The sequence below is a fragment of the Streptococcus sp. 27098_8_12 genome, assembly GCF_041432115.1.
GTDB lineage: Bacteria > Bacillota > Bacilli > Lactobacillales > Streptococcaceae > Streptococcus > Streptococcus parasanguinis_V.
Window position 1 is genome coordinate 1 of record NZ_JAPVZA010000020.1, and the last position, 20,391, is coordinate 20,391.

The window sequence follows — 20,391 nt, forward strand, 5'->3', positions numbered from 1 at the left end:
TGACGCTGACTCAGACGCAGAAGCTGATTCAGAGGCTGACGCTGACTCAGATGCAGAAACTGATTCTGATGTCGATTCCGATTCAGACGTAGACACTGATTCAGAAGTTGACGCTGACTCAGATGCTGAAACCGACTCAGACGCTGAAACTGATTCTGAGGTAGACACTGATTCTGATACAGAAACCGATTCAGACGTTGAGACTGACTCGGACGCAGATGCTGACTCAGACGTTGATACAGATTCTGATGTAGATGCTGACTCTGATGTCGAGACTGATTCAGAAGCAGACACTGATTTAGACGTTGAAACTGACTCAGACGTTGAGACCGATTCAGACGTTGAAACTGATTCAGACGCTGATACCGACTCAGACGCTGACACTGATTCTGATGTTGACACCGATTCAGAAGTAGACACTGATTCTGATACAGAAATCGACTCAGATGCTGAAACCGACTCTGATGTCGAGATTGATTCGGACGTTGAAACTGACTCAGACGCAGAAGCTGATTCTGATGTAGATGCAGACTCGGACGCGGACAATGACTCGGATGTTGATTCAGACTCTGATGTCGACACTGATTCAGACGTTGAAACTGATTCAGATACAGAAACAGACTCAGATGCAGATACTGATTCGGAAGTCGACACCGATTCAGAGGTAGAAACCGACACCGAAGTTGAGGCTGATTGACTCTCTAATACGGAAGTGCTCAACGATGCTGATTTTCTAGCGGACTCACTCAAAGATACTGATGCAGACTCAGATTGCGATTGGCTTACGGATTTTGAAGCCGACTCGCGAGTCGATTGACTTAGTGACTCTGATACCGACTGTGAAAGCGATGCTGATGCTGACTGACTCACTGAAACAGAGGCGCTCGTTGAAGCGGATGTCGAACTTGAGACAGACTGGCTAACCACTTTGGATACACTTGCTGATACCGAAGCAGACTGCAAGTCACTGACACTTGCGGATGCTGATTCCGAAACTTTCACAGATTCAGATTTTCTTGTCGATACAGATTGACTCGTTGAAGCGGATTGAGATTGAGAAACCTCCTTGCTCAACGATTGACTGCGAGATAAACTAGCTTGAGCTGAGACACTTGCAGAAGTTGATTGGCTTAGTGAAGCTGACAAACTTTGTGAGCGAACCGAGCTCAGTAACTGGCTCAATGAAACGCTCTGCTGAGCCGATACGCTCTGTGATTGCTTCGCACTTAAAGACTGACTGATCGATTGCGAAGTCTTCGTAGATGCACTCTGACTGTTTGATACAGACTGACTGTGATCGCTATCTGACAGTTTCACCGCTACAACATTGGTCGTACTATCTTTATAAGTAATGGTGACTGTACCATCACTATTAACCGTATAGGACTTAATCCGGTTGGCCACCTCTGGGTTGACTGCCGATACAGCAGCAATCACCTTGCTCTTATCTGCATCTGTCAATGCAGTTAGACTCGTCACCTGAATAGTGCTTGTCGGCGCCACACCTGGCGTACGATCAGCGAGACGCCCCTGGGTAATCCGAATCTCACCCAAACCGTTTGGACGGTTCATATTGGAGGCATTGTCAATAGCCGCGACGTTGCGTTGCCATGTATTTCGGTAGGTATGGTAAAGATCATCCTTCAAATGAATGGTCGTTGTGATGGTTGCAGGGTTTGCACTGGTAGCCGTAATATCTCCCGTGATAGGAGCAATATCACCTGTCCCATACTGGCTACTACCAAAGAAATTGCCGTTCAAGGCATTGTCATTCAAATCGGCTCTTGCAACGACTTTCATTTCTTTAAGCTTGCCACTGTCATCCGTTGCCGTGAAAGTCACAACCGCATCATCACCAGCGTAAATAGTATAATTCTTCCCACCACCTTCAAGAGGGGTTGATTTCGGTTCCACACCATTGACGGTCAACTTAGCCGTCACTTCAGGACGCGTTCCGTCAGTTACAGCTACGGAATTACTGGCATCTGAATACACCGCATAATCACCATACATGATGCGAGCTTTGGCTGTTACTCCACCCGTTTGCAAGGGAGCATTCGGTGTTACGATCGCTTGTCCAGAAGCATCCGCTACTGCTGTTCCGATTTCATCATCATTGTTATACAAGACAACGGTCGATCCAGGCTCAGCACCGGTCACTGTTACAGGCGTTTGAGTGTAAGCTTTCTCCAGCAAGCGTGTCTCTACAGTAGGAGCTGCAAGACGTTGCACAGGCATGGTCACATCATTAGAAGTATTGTCCTTATAAGTAATGGTCACCACACCAGATGATGAAACGGAATAAGATTTAAAATCCTTTGAAGTGGCAATATTAGGGTTAGCAGTCTTAAACGCTTCCCAAATCTTCTCTTTTTCAGCCTGGGCCAAGTTAGTAGTATCATTGACAAAAGTCGCTGTCGTCACAGCCGTAATCGGATTACGAATGCCATCATTTTGCGGCAAAACCTGAATGCGTAGCGTTCGTGTCACTGACTGCCTAGCCGTATTGGTCACTACAAAAGAAACATTATAAATTTTCCCAGGCGTTACGACCTCTGTCTGCCCAACAGTTCCCATGATATTAAAGGCCACTGCACTATTTTTCAAGGCCGACGTCTGAGGCACATTGATGCCATTCACACGATCACTACCAGAAGCGTAAGCAATGCTTTTAATACTATTTCGTGTAGGAATGGTTTCCACAACATTATAAGCATAATTGAGGTAATCTGAATTATAGACAGAAATCAAAGTATTATTAGCTGGGCCTAAATTATACTGAGGCGCACGGAGACTGGTATCAGCATCTATACGATTCCCGTTACGCGGATCCCGTTGACCTGAAGTAGCACGAAGCACCGCATTAACCAAGCGATTGCGAGCACTCTTAGCCTGGCTTTCCACGGCATCCATTTGGATTGCCGGATTGGATAAGCCTGTACGAATAGCTTCTAAAGCCAGATCTCCACTTTCAATAGCAGATTCTGTCCCAGGGATTTCCAAAGCCTGCGCACGATAGGTGTATAAATCCAAAGCCAAAACTTGCAGACGCTTCACCTGGTCTTCCGAGCGATTGTTTTGAGCCTCTGCTACTTTCTCACTCGTTTCAGAAGTAGCTACATGAATAGTATCATTCTCTGAGAGAGTGCTACTAGCAATTTCTGAAGTGGACGGACTCATTGATGCACTGACAACATGAGATTCGCTCAAAGATACCGATTGAGACAGAGAAAGGCTGTCACTAGCTGACTCTGAAAATGAGATGGATTCACTTATGGAGTGACTCGCTGACACAGAGTCTGTGGTAGACGTCGTCCCCAAGACAAGACTATCCGAACCCGCTACACCGGTCGACGGACTGATTTCTGATCCAACAGTCGCATTCATTTCATTTTCCTCAGCAAATACTGGATTGGCAACCGTTGTCGCCCCAGCCAGAGCCCCTAGCACAACCATCCCTTTGACCAGATCCGTAGGCATAGAGTGTGATGATGCTTCATATTGAACCACGATGTTTTCATCTACACCACCCCGCATGACACGAAATAGGCCTAACCGCGAGACAGATGCCCGCACCCAATTCTTTCCTGATTTGATTAATTTATAACGTGTGATTCGCTCCGTTTCGCGAAAATCCCCCTTCGAACGTTTAAAAAACATGTCCGCTCCTTAAAAATAAGATATCGAGTTATTATACACTAATTTTCCCCAAAAGTAACTAATTAAGACTAGTTTTTAACATAAAAAACAGCACACAAAAAGAGAACCCGGAGGTTCTCTTTTTGGATCCTTTTTCATTTCCCACATACATGAAATGACCGAATCAAATTAGGATAGAAGATTATTTTTCATCTTCTTTTTTGCGGCTTCCAAGTGCTGCAACCCCTGCAACCCCTGCAACTGCTCCAAGAAGAGCTGAAGCTACAGATCCTGTTTCACCAGTATTTGGAAGTTGTTCAAGAGCTGGAGCTGGTTTAGCTGGTTGCTCAGGAACTGGGTTCACTGGTGTATTAGGTGTTGGATCTACCGGTGTGTTTGGTGTTGGATCCATTGGTTTATTAGGTGTTGGATCTACCGGAGTATTTGGTGTTGGTGTTGGTGGCACTGGAGTATTTGGTGTTGGAGTTGGTGGCACTGGAGTGTTTGGTGTTGGAACGTTTGGAGTCTTCACAAGTTTGTAAACATAAGTAACGTTCTTATCACCTTCGATAACTTTACCAGTTGTTGGGTCAGTTGTTGTCAAGTGACCTTCACCGTCAACGTTACCTACTGGGTAGTTACCTTGTGGTACCAATTCATAGACTTTACCATCTGCAGTTGTGATTGTCTTAGGACGGTTATCCACAACTGTATCGTAGTCTTTACCTACTGGTTGGTCTTTTTCATCCACTACTGAAGTCTTGATCGTGTTACCATTTTCATCTACATAGTGAACATATACATTACCCTTAGGTTGTACAGGTTCTTCGACAAGTTTGTAGATGTAAGTAACGTCTTTACGTCCTTCAACCACTTTACCAGTTGTTGGGTCTGTTGATTCAAGGTGACCTTGAGTATCTACTTTACCAACTGTGTAGTTTCCGACTGGTACGATTTCGTAAGTTTTACCTTCGAATCTAATGTATTGTGGACGGTTGTCTTCAACAGTGTTGTAGTCTTTACCTACTGGTTGGTCTAACTCATCTGTTACTGATTCTTTAATGGTGTTACCTTCAGTATCTTTGTAGTGTACGTATACGCTACCCTTAGGTTGAGTTGGTTGTTCTTTAAGTTTGTAGATATAAGTAACGTCTTTACGTCCTTCGATCACTTTACCAGTTGTAGCATCTGATGACTCAAGGTGACCTTGTCCATCAACTTTACCTACTGGGTAGTTACCAGCTGGTACCAATTCATATGTCTTACCATTGTATTGGATTTCATTTGGACGGTTGTCTACTACTGTATCGTAGTCTTTATCAACTGGTTGATCTTTTTCATCAACAACTGAAGTCTTAATTGTGTTACCTTCAGTGTCTTTATAGTGAACGTAAACGTCACCCTTCACTTCTTTGTAAACGTAAGTGATGATTGAACGTGGTTTATCAACTTTACCTTTAATTGGATCAGATGATTCCAAGTGTCCATCGCCATCAACTTTACCTACTGGGTAGTCACCTTTCGGTACGATCTTGTATGTCTTACCGTCTGGAGTCTTGATAGTGTTAGGTTTTTCACCTTCCTCAGTTGTGTTATATGGTGTGTCATATGGTGAGTTTGGTGTGTCTTGACGAGGTTTTTGAATTTCTTTACCATTTTCGTCTACGTAAGTGATGATTACGTCACCTTCTTTAGGTTTCGTTGGATCTTCTTTAACCTCTTTATAAACATAAGTAATCTTAGAAACTGGTTTTTCTACTTTACCTTTGATTGGATCAGAAGTTTCAAGATGTCCTTCACTATCAACTTTACCTACCGGATAATCACCAGCCGGTACACGTTCGTATTTCTTACCTTCAAACTCAATGTACTTAGGTTGTTCATCGTTCTCAGTAGTGTCATAAGGCGTGTTGTAGTCTGACTTAGGAGTATCTTGACGTTGGACTTTAATTTCCTTACCATCATTCTCACGGATATAAGTAATAATAACTTCACCTTGAGGTTTTTCACTTTCAGAATTTGATGAAGAGTTAGATGCTGATTGTGATACAGATGTAGAAAGTGATGTTGAAGCTGATGTGCTCAATGATGCTGATTGGCTCGCTGATACTGATGCTGATGCTGAAGCCGATGTACTCAATGACGCTGATTGGCTCGCTGATACTGATGCTGATTCAGACGCTGATGTACTCAATGACGCTGATTGGCTCGCTGATACTGATGCTGATGCTGATGCCGATGTGCTCAATGATGCTGATTGGCTCGCAGATACTGATGCTGATGCTGATGCCGATGTGCTCAATGATGCTGATTGGCTCGCAGATACTGATGCTGATTCAGACGCTGATGTGCTCAATGACGCTGATTGACTCGCAGATACTGATGCTGACTCAGATGCTGATGCGCTCAATGATGCTGAAGCTGACTCAGATGCTGAAACAGATTCAGACGTTGATGTTGAAGCTGATTCTGATGCTGACTCAGACGCTGATGTTGATTCAGAAACTGATTGGCTTGTTGAAGCTGATTGTGATTCTGAAATAGATTGCGATGCTGATTCAGATGCTGAAGCCGATGTGCTCAATGATGCTGATTGGCTTGCTGATACTGATGCTGATTCAGACGCTGACGTGCTCAATGACGCTGATTGGCTTGCAGATACTGATGCTGATTCAGACGCTGATGTGCTCAATGATGCTGATTGGCTTGCTGATACTGATGCTGATGCTGAAGCTGATGTGCTCAATGATGCTGATTGGCTCGCTGATACGCTTGCTGACTCAGATGCTGATGTGCTCAATGACGCTGATTGGCTCGCTGATACGCTTGCTGATGCTGAAGCCGATGTGCTCAATGATGCTGATTGGCTTGCTGATACGCTTGCTGACTCTTGTGCTGACGTACTCAACGATGCTGATTGACTCGCTGACACACTTGCTGATTCAACAGTTGATTGGCTCAATGATGCTGATGCTGATTCAGACGCTGACTTAGAAGCTTGTTCTGATACAGACTGTGAGTTAGATACAACTTCTGATAATGATTGTGAAGCTGATGCTGATGCTGAATTTGAACCGGAATCTGATTGAGATTCGTCTTTCAACTTATAGATATAAGTAACATTCTTCTCACCTGAAGCCACTTTACCAGTCGTATCATCATCACCTGTCCAGTGACCTTGGCTGTCAACTTGACCTACTGGGTAATTACCAGCTTCTACAAGTTCGTAAGTTTTACCTTCAAATTTAATTTCTTTAGGACGATTATCTACTACTGTATCATAATCCTTCTCAAGTGGTTGATCTTGCTCATCAATAACAGATCCCATGATCGTATTTCCGTTAATATCTTTATAATGAACGAAGACACTTCCAACTTCCTCATAAACGTAAGTAATGGTTGATTTTGGTTTGTCAACTTTACCAGTAATAGGGTCTGAAGACTTCAAATGACCGTTTTCATCAACATCTCCTACTGGGTAATCACCTTTAGGTACAATCTTATATGTCTTACCATCAGTGGTCTTGATGATATTTGGTTTTTCACCTTTTTCAGTTGTATCATATGGTGTATCATATGGAGATTTAGGTGTATCTTGACGAGATTTTTGGATTTCGTTACCTTTCGTATCTACATAAGTGATAACAACTTCACCTTCTTTTGGTGTTTCTTTCACTTTATAGATATACGTTACATTTTTATCTTCTTTAGCAACTGAACCTTTAACATCATCTGAAGTTGTAAGGTGACCATCTGAGTCGACTTGACCAACAGTATATGTACCTGCTGGTACCAACTCATAAGTTTTACCGTTGTACTCAATTGTAGCTGGACGGTTATCTACTACTGTGTCATATGCTTTGTTGATAGGTTGTTTATCTTCATCTGTTACTGAAGCTTTAATAGTTGTTCCTTCAGTATCTTTATAGTGAACGTAAACATTCCCTTTTTCATCTGTCTTCTTGTAGTAGTGCACTGTATCACCAGATGGTTTTTCATTTGCTGATGGAATAGAGAATTGGTTACCAAAGTTTCCTGAGTTTTGTCCACCAACTACGTTTTCTTTATTTCCTCCTGGTGTTGAGCTTTCAGTTCCTTTTGGATGCTCCAAGAACATATAGGCTTTTTCACCATGATGACCCGCTGTATACCAACCTGATAGATAAACTAGACCTTCTTCTGGTTTATCAGGATTATGCCATGGAGAAACTTGGATTTGATAATCACCATTCTTGCTTGAAACAAGGACTTTATCTGTATCCATACTTGTTGCAGATGGAATATATTTTTCGCCTGGTTTAATTACTGGAGTTGTGTAAACAAGGGTATAGCCAGTTGTATCTGTGTTATTTCCCATTGTTGCTTCATTATATGTTGAAACAGATGATGGGTCCAAAACATAGAGTTTAGTTACAGTTGAACCATCGTTGGCAACTACTTCACGAATACGTTTCACGTAGTAGTGTTGACGCGTACCCTTAAGTTCCGCATACTTGGTCCCTACAGAGTTACCAAGTTCACCAGACATGGTTGAAGCGTCTGCTTGTTGGTACAAAACATACCCCTCAAATGAACGTGGGTTAGAAGCTGTATAGTTTTGACCTTGAATACCTGTTTGGGTATATGAAGCAAGTTCTGTTTCATTACCAGTTGGTTTGTAGCTTTGAGTTGTTGTATCTGCTGTTGAACGGTTTGCATTATAAGTTGAAGATGCAGTATCAACTACTTTATAGTGAGTTGTTTGGCTCATCTTAGTTGATGGAACACCAATTTCAACGTTTGGTTTGCTTTCAGTTTGGTTAGCTGGTGTCAAGTAGTCATACACTTGTTCAGTCGTTTTGGCGAATGAAACATTTCCGTTGTTTTTAATAATGATATCCACACTTGCAGAACCACTATCAGTTGATGCATTATATACAAGGTATGGATAATAAGTCTTAGATGAAAGGTTTCCAAGATTTACTTCTTTACCAGCGTTGGCTGAAGACAAAGTTGTACTTGCAACTTCACTTCCTGTATTCTTATCTACCAAGCGTACATAAACATCAGGATTGTTTGTGCTAGTTGTCTTATCAACTGACAATGTCACATAATAGTTTGTGTTGTAATCTTGGTTATATGATTTAAGATTCCAAACACCAAATGTCATACGATTTGCTGCTGGGTCAGCTGCGTATCCAGAAGGAATGCTTGTCGCTTTGTCTGTAAGTGTTGCACCATTAGCATCGTCCATACCTGGAGTTGCGTCAACACCTGCTGCAAGTGTATTTGAAGTAGCGATTGGTGCCAACTGAGCTGAAATTGCTGGAGCACCGTTCACTGTTGTGTTTCCAGTAAATCCTGCTGCAGTCAAGGTTGCCATCATGTCATCTACTGACTTGCTCAAACGTTCGCGTTGGTCTGCGTATGATTGAGCTGAAGCATTAGCGTTGATTAAGCTGTTGCTTGCTGTCAATTCTGTTTGAACTTTAGCGATGGCCGCATCAAGTGCTGCTTTCTTTTCTGGAGCTGAAACAGTTGCTGAGTAGTCTCCTGCAATCTTGTTCAACAACGCTGCTTCTGAAGTGTTTTGTTCCAAAACAACTTTATCTTCAGCTTTCGCTACTGTTGTAGTGCTTTCTACACTTGCTTCAGAGCCAGCTGCTACAGTTGATTCGCTTGAAGCTGCTGAAAGTTCTGCTGAACCTTGTTCGCTCAATGAAGCTGAGTGAGATACAGATACGCTTGTAGAGGTTGAAGCACTTGCAGATGCAGAAGCGCTAGCTGATTCTGTTGTTGATTGAGATTGAGATTCAGTAGTTGACTCAGTTGTTGATGCTGTTGTTGATTCAGATTGAGATTCAGTTGTTGAAGTTGTACCAAGTACAGTACTTCCTTGCACTACAAGAGCTTCACTTGAAAGCTCAGATGCAGTCGCAACGTCTGATCCTGTTTCATCTGCTTTTGCAGTATTCGCTACTGTAGCTGCACCAAAAACAGCCCCAGCTGCTACGATCCCTTTGAGCAAGCCACGGCTTGTCATTTCTTTCACTGATACTGCGTCTTCACGCACTTCAGCTACAACAGTCTCTTCGACTTGACCACGAATGACTTTCAAAAGACCAAAGTTAGAAGTCGCAGCACGCAACCAGTTTTTACCTGATTTGATCAATTTGAAACGAGTCACACGATCCGTTTCACGGAATTCACCGTTCGAACGTTTAAAAAACATTTCTGTCTCCTTATTACATTTTTTATTTCCCTTACATTATAGACTAATGTGTCGATTTTTGGAAGCAATTATCCTTAATTATTGCTATTTTTTTATAATTTTTGTTTTAGATAGTAATAAAATCGTTTTCAGTAGGATCAATTTGTCAAACCGGGGCAATTTTTTGAAAAAATCCTATAATACTTTTACTTTAGAGGTAAAACAAAAAGCCCCATTTAATAGGGACTTTTCTGATAATTATCTGATTTTTTCCAACATGTTTTCAATGTGTTGGATGGATTTTTCGCGTCCAAGTAAGTAGATGGTATCTGGCAATTCAGGACCATGCATTTCACCTGAAACGGCAATACGGATTGGCATAAAGAGATTCTTCCCTTTGATCCCAGTTTCTTTTTGAACCGCTTTGATTTGTGGGAAGATATTTTCTGCCACAAACTCATCGTCTGACATGGCTTCCAATTTCGCTTTGAAGGCTTCAAGTACAGTCGGAACCGTTTCACCAGCCATGACTTCTTTTTCTTCATCTGTCAACTCTGGGAAGTCTGAGAAGAAGAGGTCTGTCAATGGAACGATTTCGTCCACCGACTTCATTTGTGGCTTGTAGAGTTCTACAAACTTCTCAGCCTTGTCTGTCAAACGACCTGCTTCTTCGAGGAATGGCTTGGCCATTTCAAAGATAGTCGCAAGATCCGCATTCTTGATATACTCATTGCTCATCCAGTCCATTTTCTTCTGGTCGAAAGCAGCTGGAGACTTGCTGAGACGATGTTCATCAAAGAGCTTGATGAGTTCTTCGCGAGAGAAGATTTCGTCTTCCCCACCAGGGTTCCAACCAAGAAGAGCGATGAAGTTAAAGACTGCTTCTGGAAGGTAGCCCTTCTTACGGTAATCTTCGATAAATTGAAGGGTATTGGTGTCCCGTTTAGACAATTTCTTACCAGTTTCAGAGTTGATGATCAAAGTCATGTGACCGAACTCTGGTGCTTCCCATCCAAGCGCTTCATAAACCATGAGCTGTTTTGGTGTGTTGGCAATGTGGTCATCTCCACGGATAACGTGAGAGATTTGCATATCGTGGTCATCAATGACAACGGCAAAGTTGTAAGTTGGGTAGCCATCTTTCTTTTGGATGACCCAGTCACCACCGATATTGCCACCTTCAAACTCGATATCGCCTTTGACCATGTCATGCCATTTGTAGATACCTGACTCATTCACTGCCAAACGAACCGTTGGAATCACACCTGCTGCTTCACGTTCTGCGATATAAGCTGCTTTTTCTTCTTCGCTCATACCAAGGTATTCATTGATATAGCGAGGTGTTTCACCTGCTGCTTCTTGGCGTTCACGTTCCGCTGCCAACTCTTCTTCTGTAACGTAAGATTTGTAAGCTTTTCCTTCGGCCAAGAGTTGGTCAATGTATTTTTGATAGAGTTCCAAACGTTCAGACTGGCGGTAGTTTTCATGCGTCTCTGGGCTTTCATCCCAGTCCATGCCCAACCAACGAAGGTTTTCAAGCTGGGAACGTTCGCCGTCTTCGACGTGACGTTTGCGGTCTGTATCCTCGATACGGATGATAAAGGTTCCACCATGGTGACGCGCATACAAGTAGTTAAACAATGCTGTACGAGCATTTCCGATGTGTAGTAGCCCTGTTGGACTTGGTGCATAACGCACACGAATATCTTTTGCCATATTTCTCTCCTCTTATCTTGTTCGCTATTTCTAGCTCATTTTTCAATCGTTCCTATTATACCACAAAGAAAGCAGGACTGAAATGAATAAGTGACCTTTCTAGCCTTTCTTGCTATATATATGAAAAAAGCCAGAACAAATGCTCTGACTTATATTCAATCTATTGGTATCTTATTTTAAACGTTCTTCTAATTCAAAGTCGATTGGTAGGGTTTGTAAAAAGTTCTCCAACTCACGTTCCCAGTAGAACCATTCGTGCTTGCCCGGGCTGTGGGTATAGGTGACATCCAAACCTAACTTTTCTAGTTCCTTGACTTCAAAATTATTGGCCTCATAGAGGAAATCCTGCTCCCCACACCAGATCCAGAGCTTGGTCTTCTTATCTGAAAACTTCTTGGCAGCAGTCTCTAGCGAATAGGGACTGGTCGTCCAATCCTCAATCTCTCCAAAGATCCCCTTCCAAAAAGCTGGTTGTTCCAAGTCATTGTTTTCAAAGTCCCGATCGTGGAAACTTAGAGCACCGGAAAAACTAGCCGCATGGGAGAAACGATTTGTCTTGAGAGCCAAGAGCATCGATCCATAGCCGCCCATGGATAGGCCAGCAATAAAGGTCTTCTCCCGTTTCTTGGTCATATTAGGGAAGAAGCGAGAAAGAGTCTCTGGCAATTCCTCTGCAATGGCCGTGTAGTAGTTGTAGCCATACTGGGTATCTGTGTAAAAGCCATTATTGGTATTGGGGAGGACCACGATTAGATTGGTATTGCGCAAAATGCGTTCCACATTAGTCCGCTTCAACCAGGAATGGTGGTTGCCATTCATCCCGTGTAAGAGATAAAGGACTGGGATATCCGTATCCGCTGGATCTTCCACGCGCGATGCATCAGGATAAAGGACGGACACGCCCCACTCCATCTTCAAGGCTTCTGAATAATACTCAATCTGCATAACTGCCATTTGATTTCCTCTTTCTACTGTTAAAAACACTCGGCAAGCCTCTGGCTGCCAAGCGTTTCCATTTCTTCTATTATTTCACTTCCATCACGACTGGTAGGATGGCTGGACGGCGTTTGGTTTGTTCAAATAAGAACTTAGACAAGTTGTCACGCACCAAACCTTTCAATTCCCCCCAGTCAAAGCTGTCTTGTGCCAAATAGTCTTCAACACTTTGGTTGACCAATTCGCAACTTTCACGAAGAATATCCCGACTCTTCTTGACATAGACAAAACCACGGGTGTGCACGCGCGCTTTGGAAATAATCTTCTTCTCTTTGCGATTCACGGTGAGCGCCACGATAAAGATCCCGTCTTCTGACAAGACCTTGCGGTCACGAAGGACGATATTGCCCACATCACCAATGGCATTCCCATCGATCATGACATCTCCAGCTGAGACGCTACCGGCAGGGACGAAGTCCCCCTTTTCGTACTCCATCACAGTGCCGCGTTTTGGAATAAAGATATTTTCAGGCAAGATACCGACTTCCATCGCTACTCGTGCATGGGCATCCAATTCGCGGTATTCCCCTTGGATCGGGAAGAGGTATTTAGGACGAAGAAGGTTGATCATCAACTGCAAGTCCCGTGCGTTTCCGTGACCAGACACGCGCAAGCTTGACGTGATCAATTTGACAATGCCACCTGCTTGGTAGATCATGTTTTCCACACGAGCCACCACAGCTTCTTTAGCAATAGATGGTGTTGTGACGACGTAGACCAAGTCCCCATCTTTGATTTCCACATAACGGTGACGACCAATCGACATCTTGCGCAAACCGTTGATCGGCTCACCCATCCGGCCTGTTTCCAAAATGATCAATTCATGATCTTCAAAACGGCTCATTTCTTTTGGCTTGATCAAGAGTTTTTCGTTGGCAAGAGACAATTTGTTCAAGCGAATAGCTGTGCGGACGATGTTTTCCACATCAAACCCTGTCAAGACCACTCGACGGCCAGTCTCAGCCGCAGCGTCAAAGACCTGCTGGATCCGAGAAAGGTTGCTGGCTACCGCCGCCACGATGACACGACCATCCCAGTCTGCAATCGTATCTAAGATAGCATCGCCCACTTCTTGCTCACTGGCAACTTGAATATTACTATCCGCATTAGCCGAATCACTCAAGAGGGCAAGCACACCTTCGCGTCCAATCTCAGCTAGGCGAGCAAAGTCTGTCGCGTACGACTCGCTGGCAGTTTGGTCAAATTTAAAGTCTCCTGTGTAGACGATATTGCCCTCAGGAGTGCCAATCACAATCCCGATACTTTCAGGGATGGAGTGGGTTGTTTGAAAGAAAGATACGACGGCATCACCAAAATCAATCTCAGAATTCTGATCGATGACATGGAAGTCGTTGAATTTCTTCACACTGTCATTGCTTTTGACAAAGAGTTTAGCCAACTCAATGGTCAACTCTGTCCCGAATACAGGGACTTTCGCTTCCGCCAAAAGATAAGGCAAGGCCCCAATCGCATCCGCATGACCGTGGGTCAAGAAAACACCCGCAATGCGGTCCTTGTTTTCAAATAGATAATCCATGTTGGGGATAACGACATCCACCCCAAGTTGCTCATTTTCTGGATACTTCAAACCTGCATCCAAGACAAAAATCGAATCGTTCACTTCGGCAACGTAGAGATTTTTCCCATTTTCTCGAACACCGCCAAGAGTGACTAATTTAATACTACTCACTGTTGTCTCCTTTAGTGTGATTATTTTAATACTTACGGTCCTTGGTCGCCCAAGTCGAATTACAGCTTTGCAAATACTTGCATATCCACTCTATTATACAATTTTTTTCTCTTTTTTTCAAAAAGCTTTCCACAGCAAAAAAGTCCTCTCATCTGAAGTAGATGAGAGGGCTTCTAGGCGCCTATTTTTAGGGGGAAAAGACCCTAAAGATGGTAATCTCCCCGTTTATTTTCAATGATCCGCATAGCTGCCTTGATCACATGAAACTTGCCTAACAATTCCTCTAGGCGCTTACTATTTCGCTCGCTCAATTGGCCGTTCTTGACCGCTTGGGACAGGCGATAAAAATCATCCAAGTCCTCCCCAATGTTTTCAAACAGCTCTTTGGCTTCCTTGAGTCGGTAGCGATTGACTAGGTGGTTCACATCTTTTTTGAAGGAAGCGACATTGTTTTCGTGAATGTCCGTATAAGCTTCCTCTTCTTCCTTAGATTCTTGGTAATTAACCGCCTTAAAACAGGTGATAAACTCCCGACTTTTGATATTGCAGACAAAGATGACGCCATCACTGGCTACATAGGCTTCTGTGTTGGCGGGTTGAACCACATTACTATCATAAGGAGAGAGGGAGGAGAGGTGTTGGTTGATCCACTTATTCAAGTGCTGATCATCTACGCCAAAGCGCTCAAAAGCTCTTTGCCGGAAATGGTCCCGGCAACTATACTCTTGCGCATACGACAATCCCATACTCTCACCTCCTCCTGAGTATCTTATAAAAATAGCCTCCAGTCTTACGGGACTAGAGGCCTGGTCTGCTTCACTGACTTGGTGCAATTAACCTTTTGGCTAACAAAACAATGTTTATGATGTTGATTTCATTTAATAGTATTTGTGTAAAATACCAGAGGTTTTCTTTGCTATCCTAAATCCAAATGATTAGTTTTTCGACTGGACGCATCGAAGTTTGAAAACCTTTACAAAAAGCTTCTACCTACTATTTCCACGTTTTCTTATGTCTCCGGACAAACTAAGCAGGTTTGCCCGACCGTCCAACCGATCCGACACACACGACATGACTGCTCTTTTACGATAAGAGCATGAACAGATATCAGCAAAACAGGCCTAAAACGAAGTAACCTAAATTTTAACTCGATAAGGCATTGGTATCAATCCCTTCTTTATCTTTCTAACTATATTATACTCAGTAACCTAAGTAATTGCAAGCGATTTCAGCTGAAACTAGTTCCAATTTTTATGCGGTTTTATAGATAATTTTTAAAAAAGAAAAAGCTAGAGAGCAAGTCTCTAGCTTAGCATGCAGACAAACTTCTTCTCCATCAAACAACCTAAGTGTTACTAAAAAATTAAAATCAATCGATTCTATTAGGCTCATACAAACATACTCTAAAACTTCCCGCCGTGAGAAACGTTTCTAAAATGAGTTTGTATCTTAGTGAAGCGCCTAGGCAAGACACAGTAGCTGATTGAACTCTTCTCTCGCTTAATCAGCTCGGAAGAATTCTAATCAGCCTTGTGGGGGTGGGACGACGAAGCGCCATGAAGGATATCGCTTCTGTCCTACTCCCATTTTACGCCCTTTGTATCTTAGTCTTTCTCAAACAATTGATAGTAGTCTGCGATGGTCATTTGGGCTTTTTCTTCTTGATTGAGATCTTGGACGATGTGTCCGTCTTTCATCACAATCAAGCGATTTCCATATTTCAAAGCATCTTCCATATGGTGAGTGATCATAAGAGCTGTGAGGGCATCTTGTTTCACAAACTCATTCGTCAAGGTCATGAGAGCCTGACTAGTTTTTGGATCCAAGGCAGCAGTATGTTCATCTAAAAGCAAGAGTTCTGGACGTTTCAGTGTCGCCATCAACAGACTCAAGGCTTGGCGTTGCCCACCTGATAGAAACTCAACTGCTGTGTCGATATGATTTTCCAAGCCATTACCGATCTTAGCAAGGACTGTTTGAAACTCTTCTTTATAGCTGGCCAGGTGACGCGGAATCAAACCACGTTTTTCTCCGCGAAACTTCGCTACCAAGAGGTTTTCCGCTACTGTCATGCGAGGCGCCGTGCCCATTTTAGGATCTTGAAAGACCCGCGATAGGTACTTGGCTCTCTTTTCAGGAGAATAGTTGGTTACATCTTCTCCCAAAATATAAATCTTTCCACTGCTCACCGGAAGCGTCCCAGCAATGGTATTAAAGAGGGTTGACTTTCCAGCTCCATTGCCCCCCAAAATCGTGATAAAATCATGCTCTCGAATTTCCAAGGAAACATCATCCAGAATGACTTTTTCTTCGTTCATCCCATTGCTCACGGCTTTGGTTACATTTTTTAATTCTACAATTGCTGTCATTTACTGAGTTTCGCTCCTTTCATGATTTTTCCCTTAAAGGTTGGAATCATCAGGCAGATAGCCAAGATCAAGGCACTGAAGATTCGGATATAGCTGGTATTGATGCCAAGGGCAATCACAGCCCAAATCAAAAATTGGTAGGCGATCGATCCGATCGCAATACTGAGCAAGCGCTCTGTCAAAGTGACATTTGAAAAGAGCACCTCTCCAATAATGAGGCTGGCAAGCCCAATAACAATGACACCAATCCCACGTGAAGCATCCGCATAGCCTTCTTGCTGGGCCATCAGTGCACCAGAAAGAGCAATAATCCCATTTGAAATGACCAAGCCCATCAATTCCATCCGGTCGGTGTTGATCCCAAAGCTCTTGGCCATATCTGGATTGTCCCCTGTCGCAATATAGGCTTGACCCAAGCGTGTATCCAAGAAAAAGATCAAACCAAGGATCACAAGCGTTACGAAAATCAAGCCAATCAGAATCTCATTGAACCCACTGGCAAAAGGAAGAAATTCCTGAATTTTTTTATAGCCCAGAAGTCCCAAATTAGCCCGCTGCATGACAAAGAGAATAACCGAGTTACAAGACGTCATTACAAGGATCCCTGACAAGAGTGTGGGGATTCTTCCTTTTGTATAGAGAAGACCCGTCGCAAGTCCCGCCAAGCACCCTGCACCAATAGCAGCCAGCGTCGCAAGGAGTGGATTGACCCCTTTGGTAATCAAGGTCACCGCCACCGCTCCTCCAAGCGGGAAGGACCCTTCTGTCGTCATATCTGGAAAATCTAGAATTCGGAACGTCATAAAGATTCCTAACCCTAAAATGGCCCAAATCAAACCTTGTGAAACAATTGAATTAATCATAGTTTCTCCCTTCGATAATAGTAGTTTAATTGTATCACAAATATGGAGGAGAACCTATAGGAAATTGTTATCAATTCCCTTTTCATGCTTCATAAAAAAAAAACCAAAAGGATGTGCCTTCTGGTTTTTAATCGTGATATTTTTTAAAGGATTAAAAGAAAATCTTAGTCTTCTTTTTTCTTTTGAGCAAGACAAAAGCCTGTTGCGATCACACCAAGCAAGCCAAGGCTCGTAAGAGCTGTTGCTGATTCTGTACCTGTGTGTGGCAATACTTCTTTCACCTTCACAACATCTGAGACCAAATTTTCTTCAACCTTTTGCTCTACCATTGGCGCAGGTGTATGGTAGCCAATAGTTGGTTTAGGCTCTGGCTTAGGTGTTGGTGTTGGTTGTGGTTCCGGTTGTGGTTCTGGCTGTGGCTCCGGTTGTGGTTCCGGTTGTGGTTCCGGTTGCGGCTCCGGTTGCGGCTCCGGTTGTGGTTCCGGTTGCGGCTCCGGTTGCGGTTCCGGTTGCGGCTCTTCTTTTGTAACAAGAATATTATTTTTATGCCATTCTACAGTTGGTTTTACAGTTTCTTTTAGCACCGGATCCTTTTCCAATTCAGGGGCGGTTGGTTTCACTGGTTGTTCAGGAACTTTTGGTTCTACCTTGTAAAGTGGACAAGCTGGCTGAACAGGAACTTCCTTTTCAGCTGGAACGTCTTTGATTTCAGGTTTTTCAGGGGCGGTTGGAGCGGTTGGAGCGGTTGGTTTCACCGGTTCATCTCCTGGATCTTGTGGAAAGGCAACATTTGAATTGATTGAGAACCAATAGAGGGTTGCTTCATCCGTAGCATTCGCTCCCTTAGCAGTGAACTCAAGATGACCGTCTTTCAAGATAACTGCACCACCACCATAGTAGAGATACGGACTTTTGGGATCATCCCATCCCTTAGTTGAACTTGAAGGATCCGCATTAAAAGTTGCACCTTCGTTCATATACTGGTTTTGTTCCTTGGCAAATACTTCTTTTGTAATTGGATCTTGGTCAACACTAGAATTTGGCAATTTAATAAATTCTTTATTTCCAATATTTACAGACTCTACGTGAGGTGTATTTTGGTGTTTCATCCGTGGAGTATAGGTCAAAATCCCTGATCCCTCATCAACTGAATAAGTACCGACAATATCAGAATTATCCCCAAATTTATAGTCTTCTGTTCCGATAGAATGACCATTTCCTCCACCTGAAGCATTGACTGTCGTCACATCAAGGACAGTTTCTTCACTGACTGAGAAACCATTCCCATCCCAAGTTGCTTTTTGACCAACGATCTTCAATGGATTGTCAGCATCATTAAAGACTTGAGCGCTACCGAAGTTTGCATAGCCACGCTTCACAGCGACATCTGCTCCGTCAAGACTAGGGTTGCTACCATCTGAATAAGGATCCCAAGTTCCACGAACAGTGTTTCCATTGATATCTTTAGCTTCTACAAGAAGGGCGCGAGGTTTGTCATTTTCAACATAAGAAGCTCCATTCCAGTGGTTTAAGGAATTCAAAGCCAAAATGGCATTATGGTTAGCTAAATTAATCAATTGATCATTTTCATCATAAAATTCAACATCAACACCAACTGTGACGGGTTGGTCTGTGTCAGTTGAGCTTCCGATCGTCATTGTTACCGCTGGATCATTGTAAATTTGAACGATTCCTCGACCGTCATTAGATGGCAAGCTTTTCACTTCATACTTGTAGACCACTTTAGCGATACGCTTGATATCACGACCTTCTTTGATATTAGCTTGGCGAAGGCCCTTGTATGTGACGTCGAACTTATCTCCAACTTTGACGACTGCCCATTCAATTTCATTATCTGCATATGGGTTCGTTGTTGTCAAATCAGAATCTTGTAGGTTCTTGGTTTCATACATCTTGGTAGCTTTACCGTCCCCATACAAGCGAGATTGACCTTCTTTTGTCAAATACGTAGTAAGACCTATTGTTTGGTGGTAAAGCGTCGTTGTTTCCCCATCTGCCAACTCTTCTGGGAGGAAGGTCAAATCTTGTTTGTACTTCTCAGGGTTTCCACCACGCTCTTTAACCATCTTATTAAAGGCATCTTTAGCATCATCGTATTGCGCTTTTTTCTTCTTGTATAGTTCATTATCAATCAAGTACGCTGCTTGCGCTTCATCATAGAGACGCTTTTTCTCCTTGTAGTCAGCTAATTTGATATCGTAAGCCTTTTGGGCTAAATTGTTTTCTGTCTCAACGGCTTGTTTGGCTTTAACAGACTCAATATAAGCTTTAAAAGCAGTTCGGTATTCTTCAAAGGCTTTTTCATAAGCCGCTTTTGCAGCCTGATTATCTGCTAGGGCTACAGCATTTTCAGCCACTGCTTTTTCGTAAGCAGCTTGCTCTTTGTTATAGGTTTCAACTTCCTTGTCATAAGCTACCTGAGCCGCTGTATTTTTCGCATCTACGGCTGCTTTTTCCTTCTCATAAGTTGCTTGATTCGCTGCAACTTCTGCCTTATAGTCTGCTACAGTTTTATCCATAGCAATGGCTTGCTTCGCATAATCTTGCTCAGCGGTTTTTTCATCTGCTTGGGTCTTTGCTTCTGTTTCTGTAACTTCAAGTCCAGTAGTCGCTGCATCTGTTTTCGCAGTCTCCAAATAATCTGGTACAGCAACTTCTTTAGTCTCAGTTGTCGATCTTGTTGGAGTAGCCGTTGTTGAAGTGACTGTTGTAGTAGCTGAAGCAACTTCATCTGCAGAAACAGATGCAGCACCTGCTACTGCAAGAACCGTAGCGACTGCTACAGAACCAAAAGCGACTGACGTTTTACGCAAGGCATATTTGGTAGTCTTGCTATCTTTAATTAGTGACATATAATTCCTTCTAACCTCTTTTTCAAATTTATCCTTACAAAAATCAACACTTTAA

The 20,391-nt window shown here is 43.1% G+C and carries 9 protein-coding genes; all 9 read right to left on the reverse strand.

The window, feature by feature from the left end:
* On the reverse strand, positions 1–3,660 hold a 3,660-nt coding region (locus O3629_RS08600), incomplete at its 3' end, for an accessory Sec-dependent serine-rich glycoprotein adhesin (protein ID WP_371609034.1).
* Between the two features lie 181 nt (positions 3,661–3,841).
* A complete protein-coding gene (locus O3629_RS08605; RefSeq protein WP_371609035.1) occupies positions 3,842–9,850 on the reverse strand; it encodes an accessory Sec-dependent serine-rich glycoprotein adhesin in 6,009 nt (2,002 codons plus the stop codon).
* 237 nt (positions 9,851–10,087) lie between these two features.
* Positions 10,088–11,545, reverse strand: a complete 1,458-nt coding sequence (gene gltX / locus O3629_RS08610; protein ID WP_371609036.1) for a glutamate--tRNA ligase — start codon at positions 11,543–11,545, stop codon at positions 10,088–10,090.
* A gap of 171 nt (positions 11,546–11,716) precedes the next feature.
* On the reverse strand, positions 11,717–12,499 hold the full coding sequence (locus O3629_RS08615; RefSeq protein WP_118096060.1) for an alpha/beta hydrolase family protein: 783 nt from the start codon (positions 12,497–12,499) through the stop codon (positions 11,717–11,719).
* A gap of 70 nt (positions 12,500–12,569) precedes the next feature.
* Positions 12,570–14,231, reverse strand: coding sequence for a ribonuclease J (locus O3629_RS08620; RefSeq protein WP_003008950.1), 1,662 nt, complete (start codon positions 14,229–14,231; stop codon positions 12,570–12,572).
* Between the two features lie 203 nt (positions 14,232–14,434).
* The gene (locus tag O3629_RS08625; protein ID WP_049473337.1) at positions 14,435–14,977 is read right to left on the reverse strand and encodes a hypothetical protein; all 543 of its coding nucleotides are present in this window, start codon (positions 14,975–14,977) and stop codon (positions 14,435–14,437) included.
* A gap of 858 nt (positions 14,978–15,835) precedes the next feature.
* Positions 15,836–16,600, reverse strand: a complete 765-nt coding sequence (locus tag O3629_RS08630) for an ABC transporter ATP-binding protein (RefSeq protein WP_371609037.1) — start codon at positions 16,598–16,600, stop codon at positions 15,836–15,838.
* Complete coding sequence (locus O3629_RS08635) at positions 16,597–17,463, reverse strand: ABC transporter permease (protein WP_003008955.1); 867 nt, start codon at positions 17,461–17,463, stop codon at positions 16,597–16,599. The genes O3629_RS08630 and O3629_RS08635 overlap by 4 nt, the downstream gene beginning before the upstream one ends.
* A gap of 164 nt (positions 17,464–17,627) precedes the next feature.
* Positions 17,628–20,336 carry a GbpC/Spa domain-containing protein gene (locus O3629_RS08640; RefSeq protein WP_371609038.1) on the reverse strand — a complete coding sequence of 903 codons (2,709 nt, stop codon included), beginning with the start codon at positions 20,334–20,336 and terminating at the stop codon, positions 17,628–17,630.
* Between the last annotated feature and the right edge of the window lie 55 nt (positions 20,337–20,391).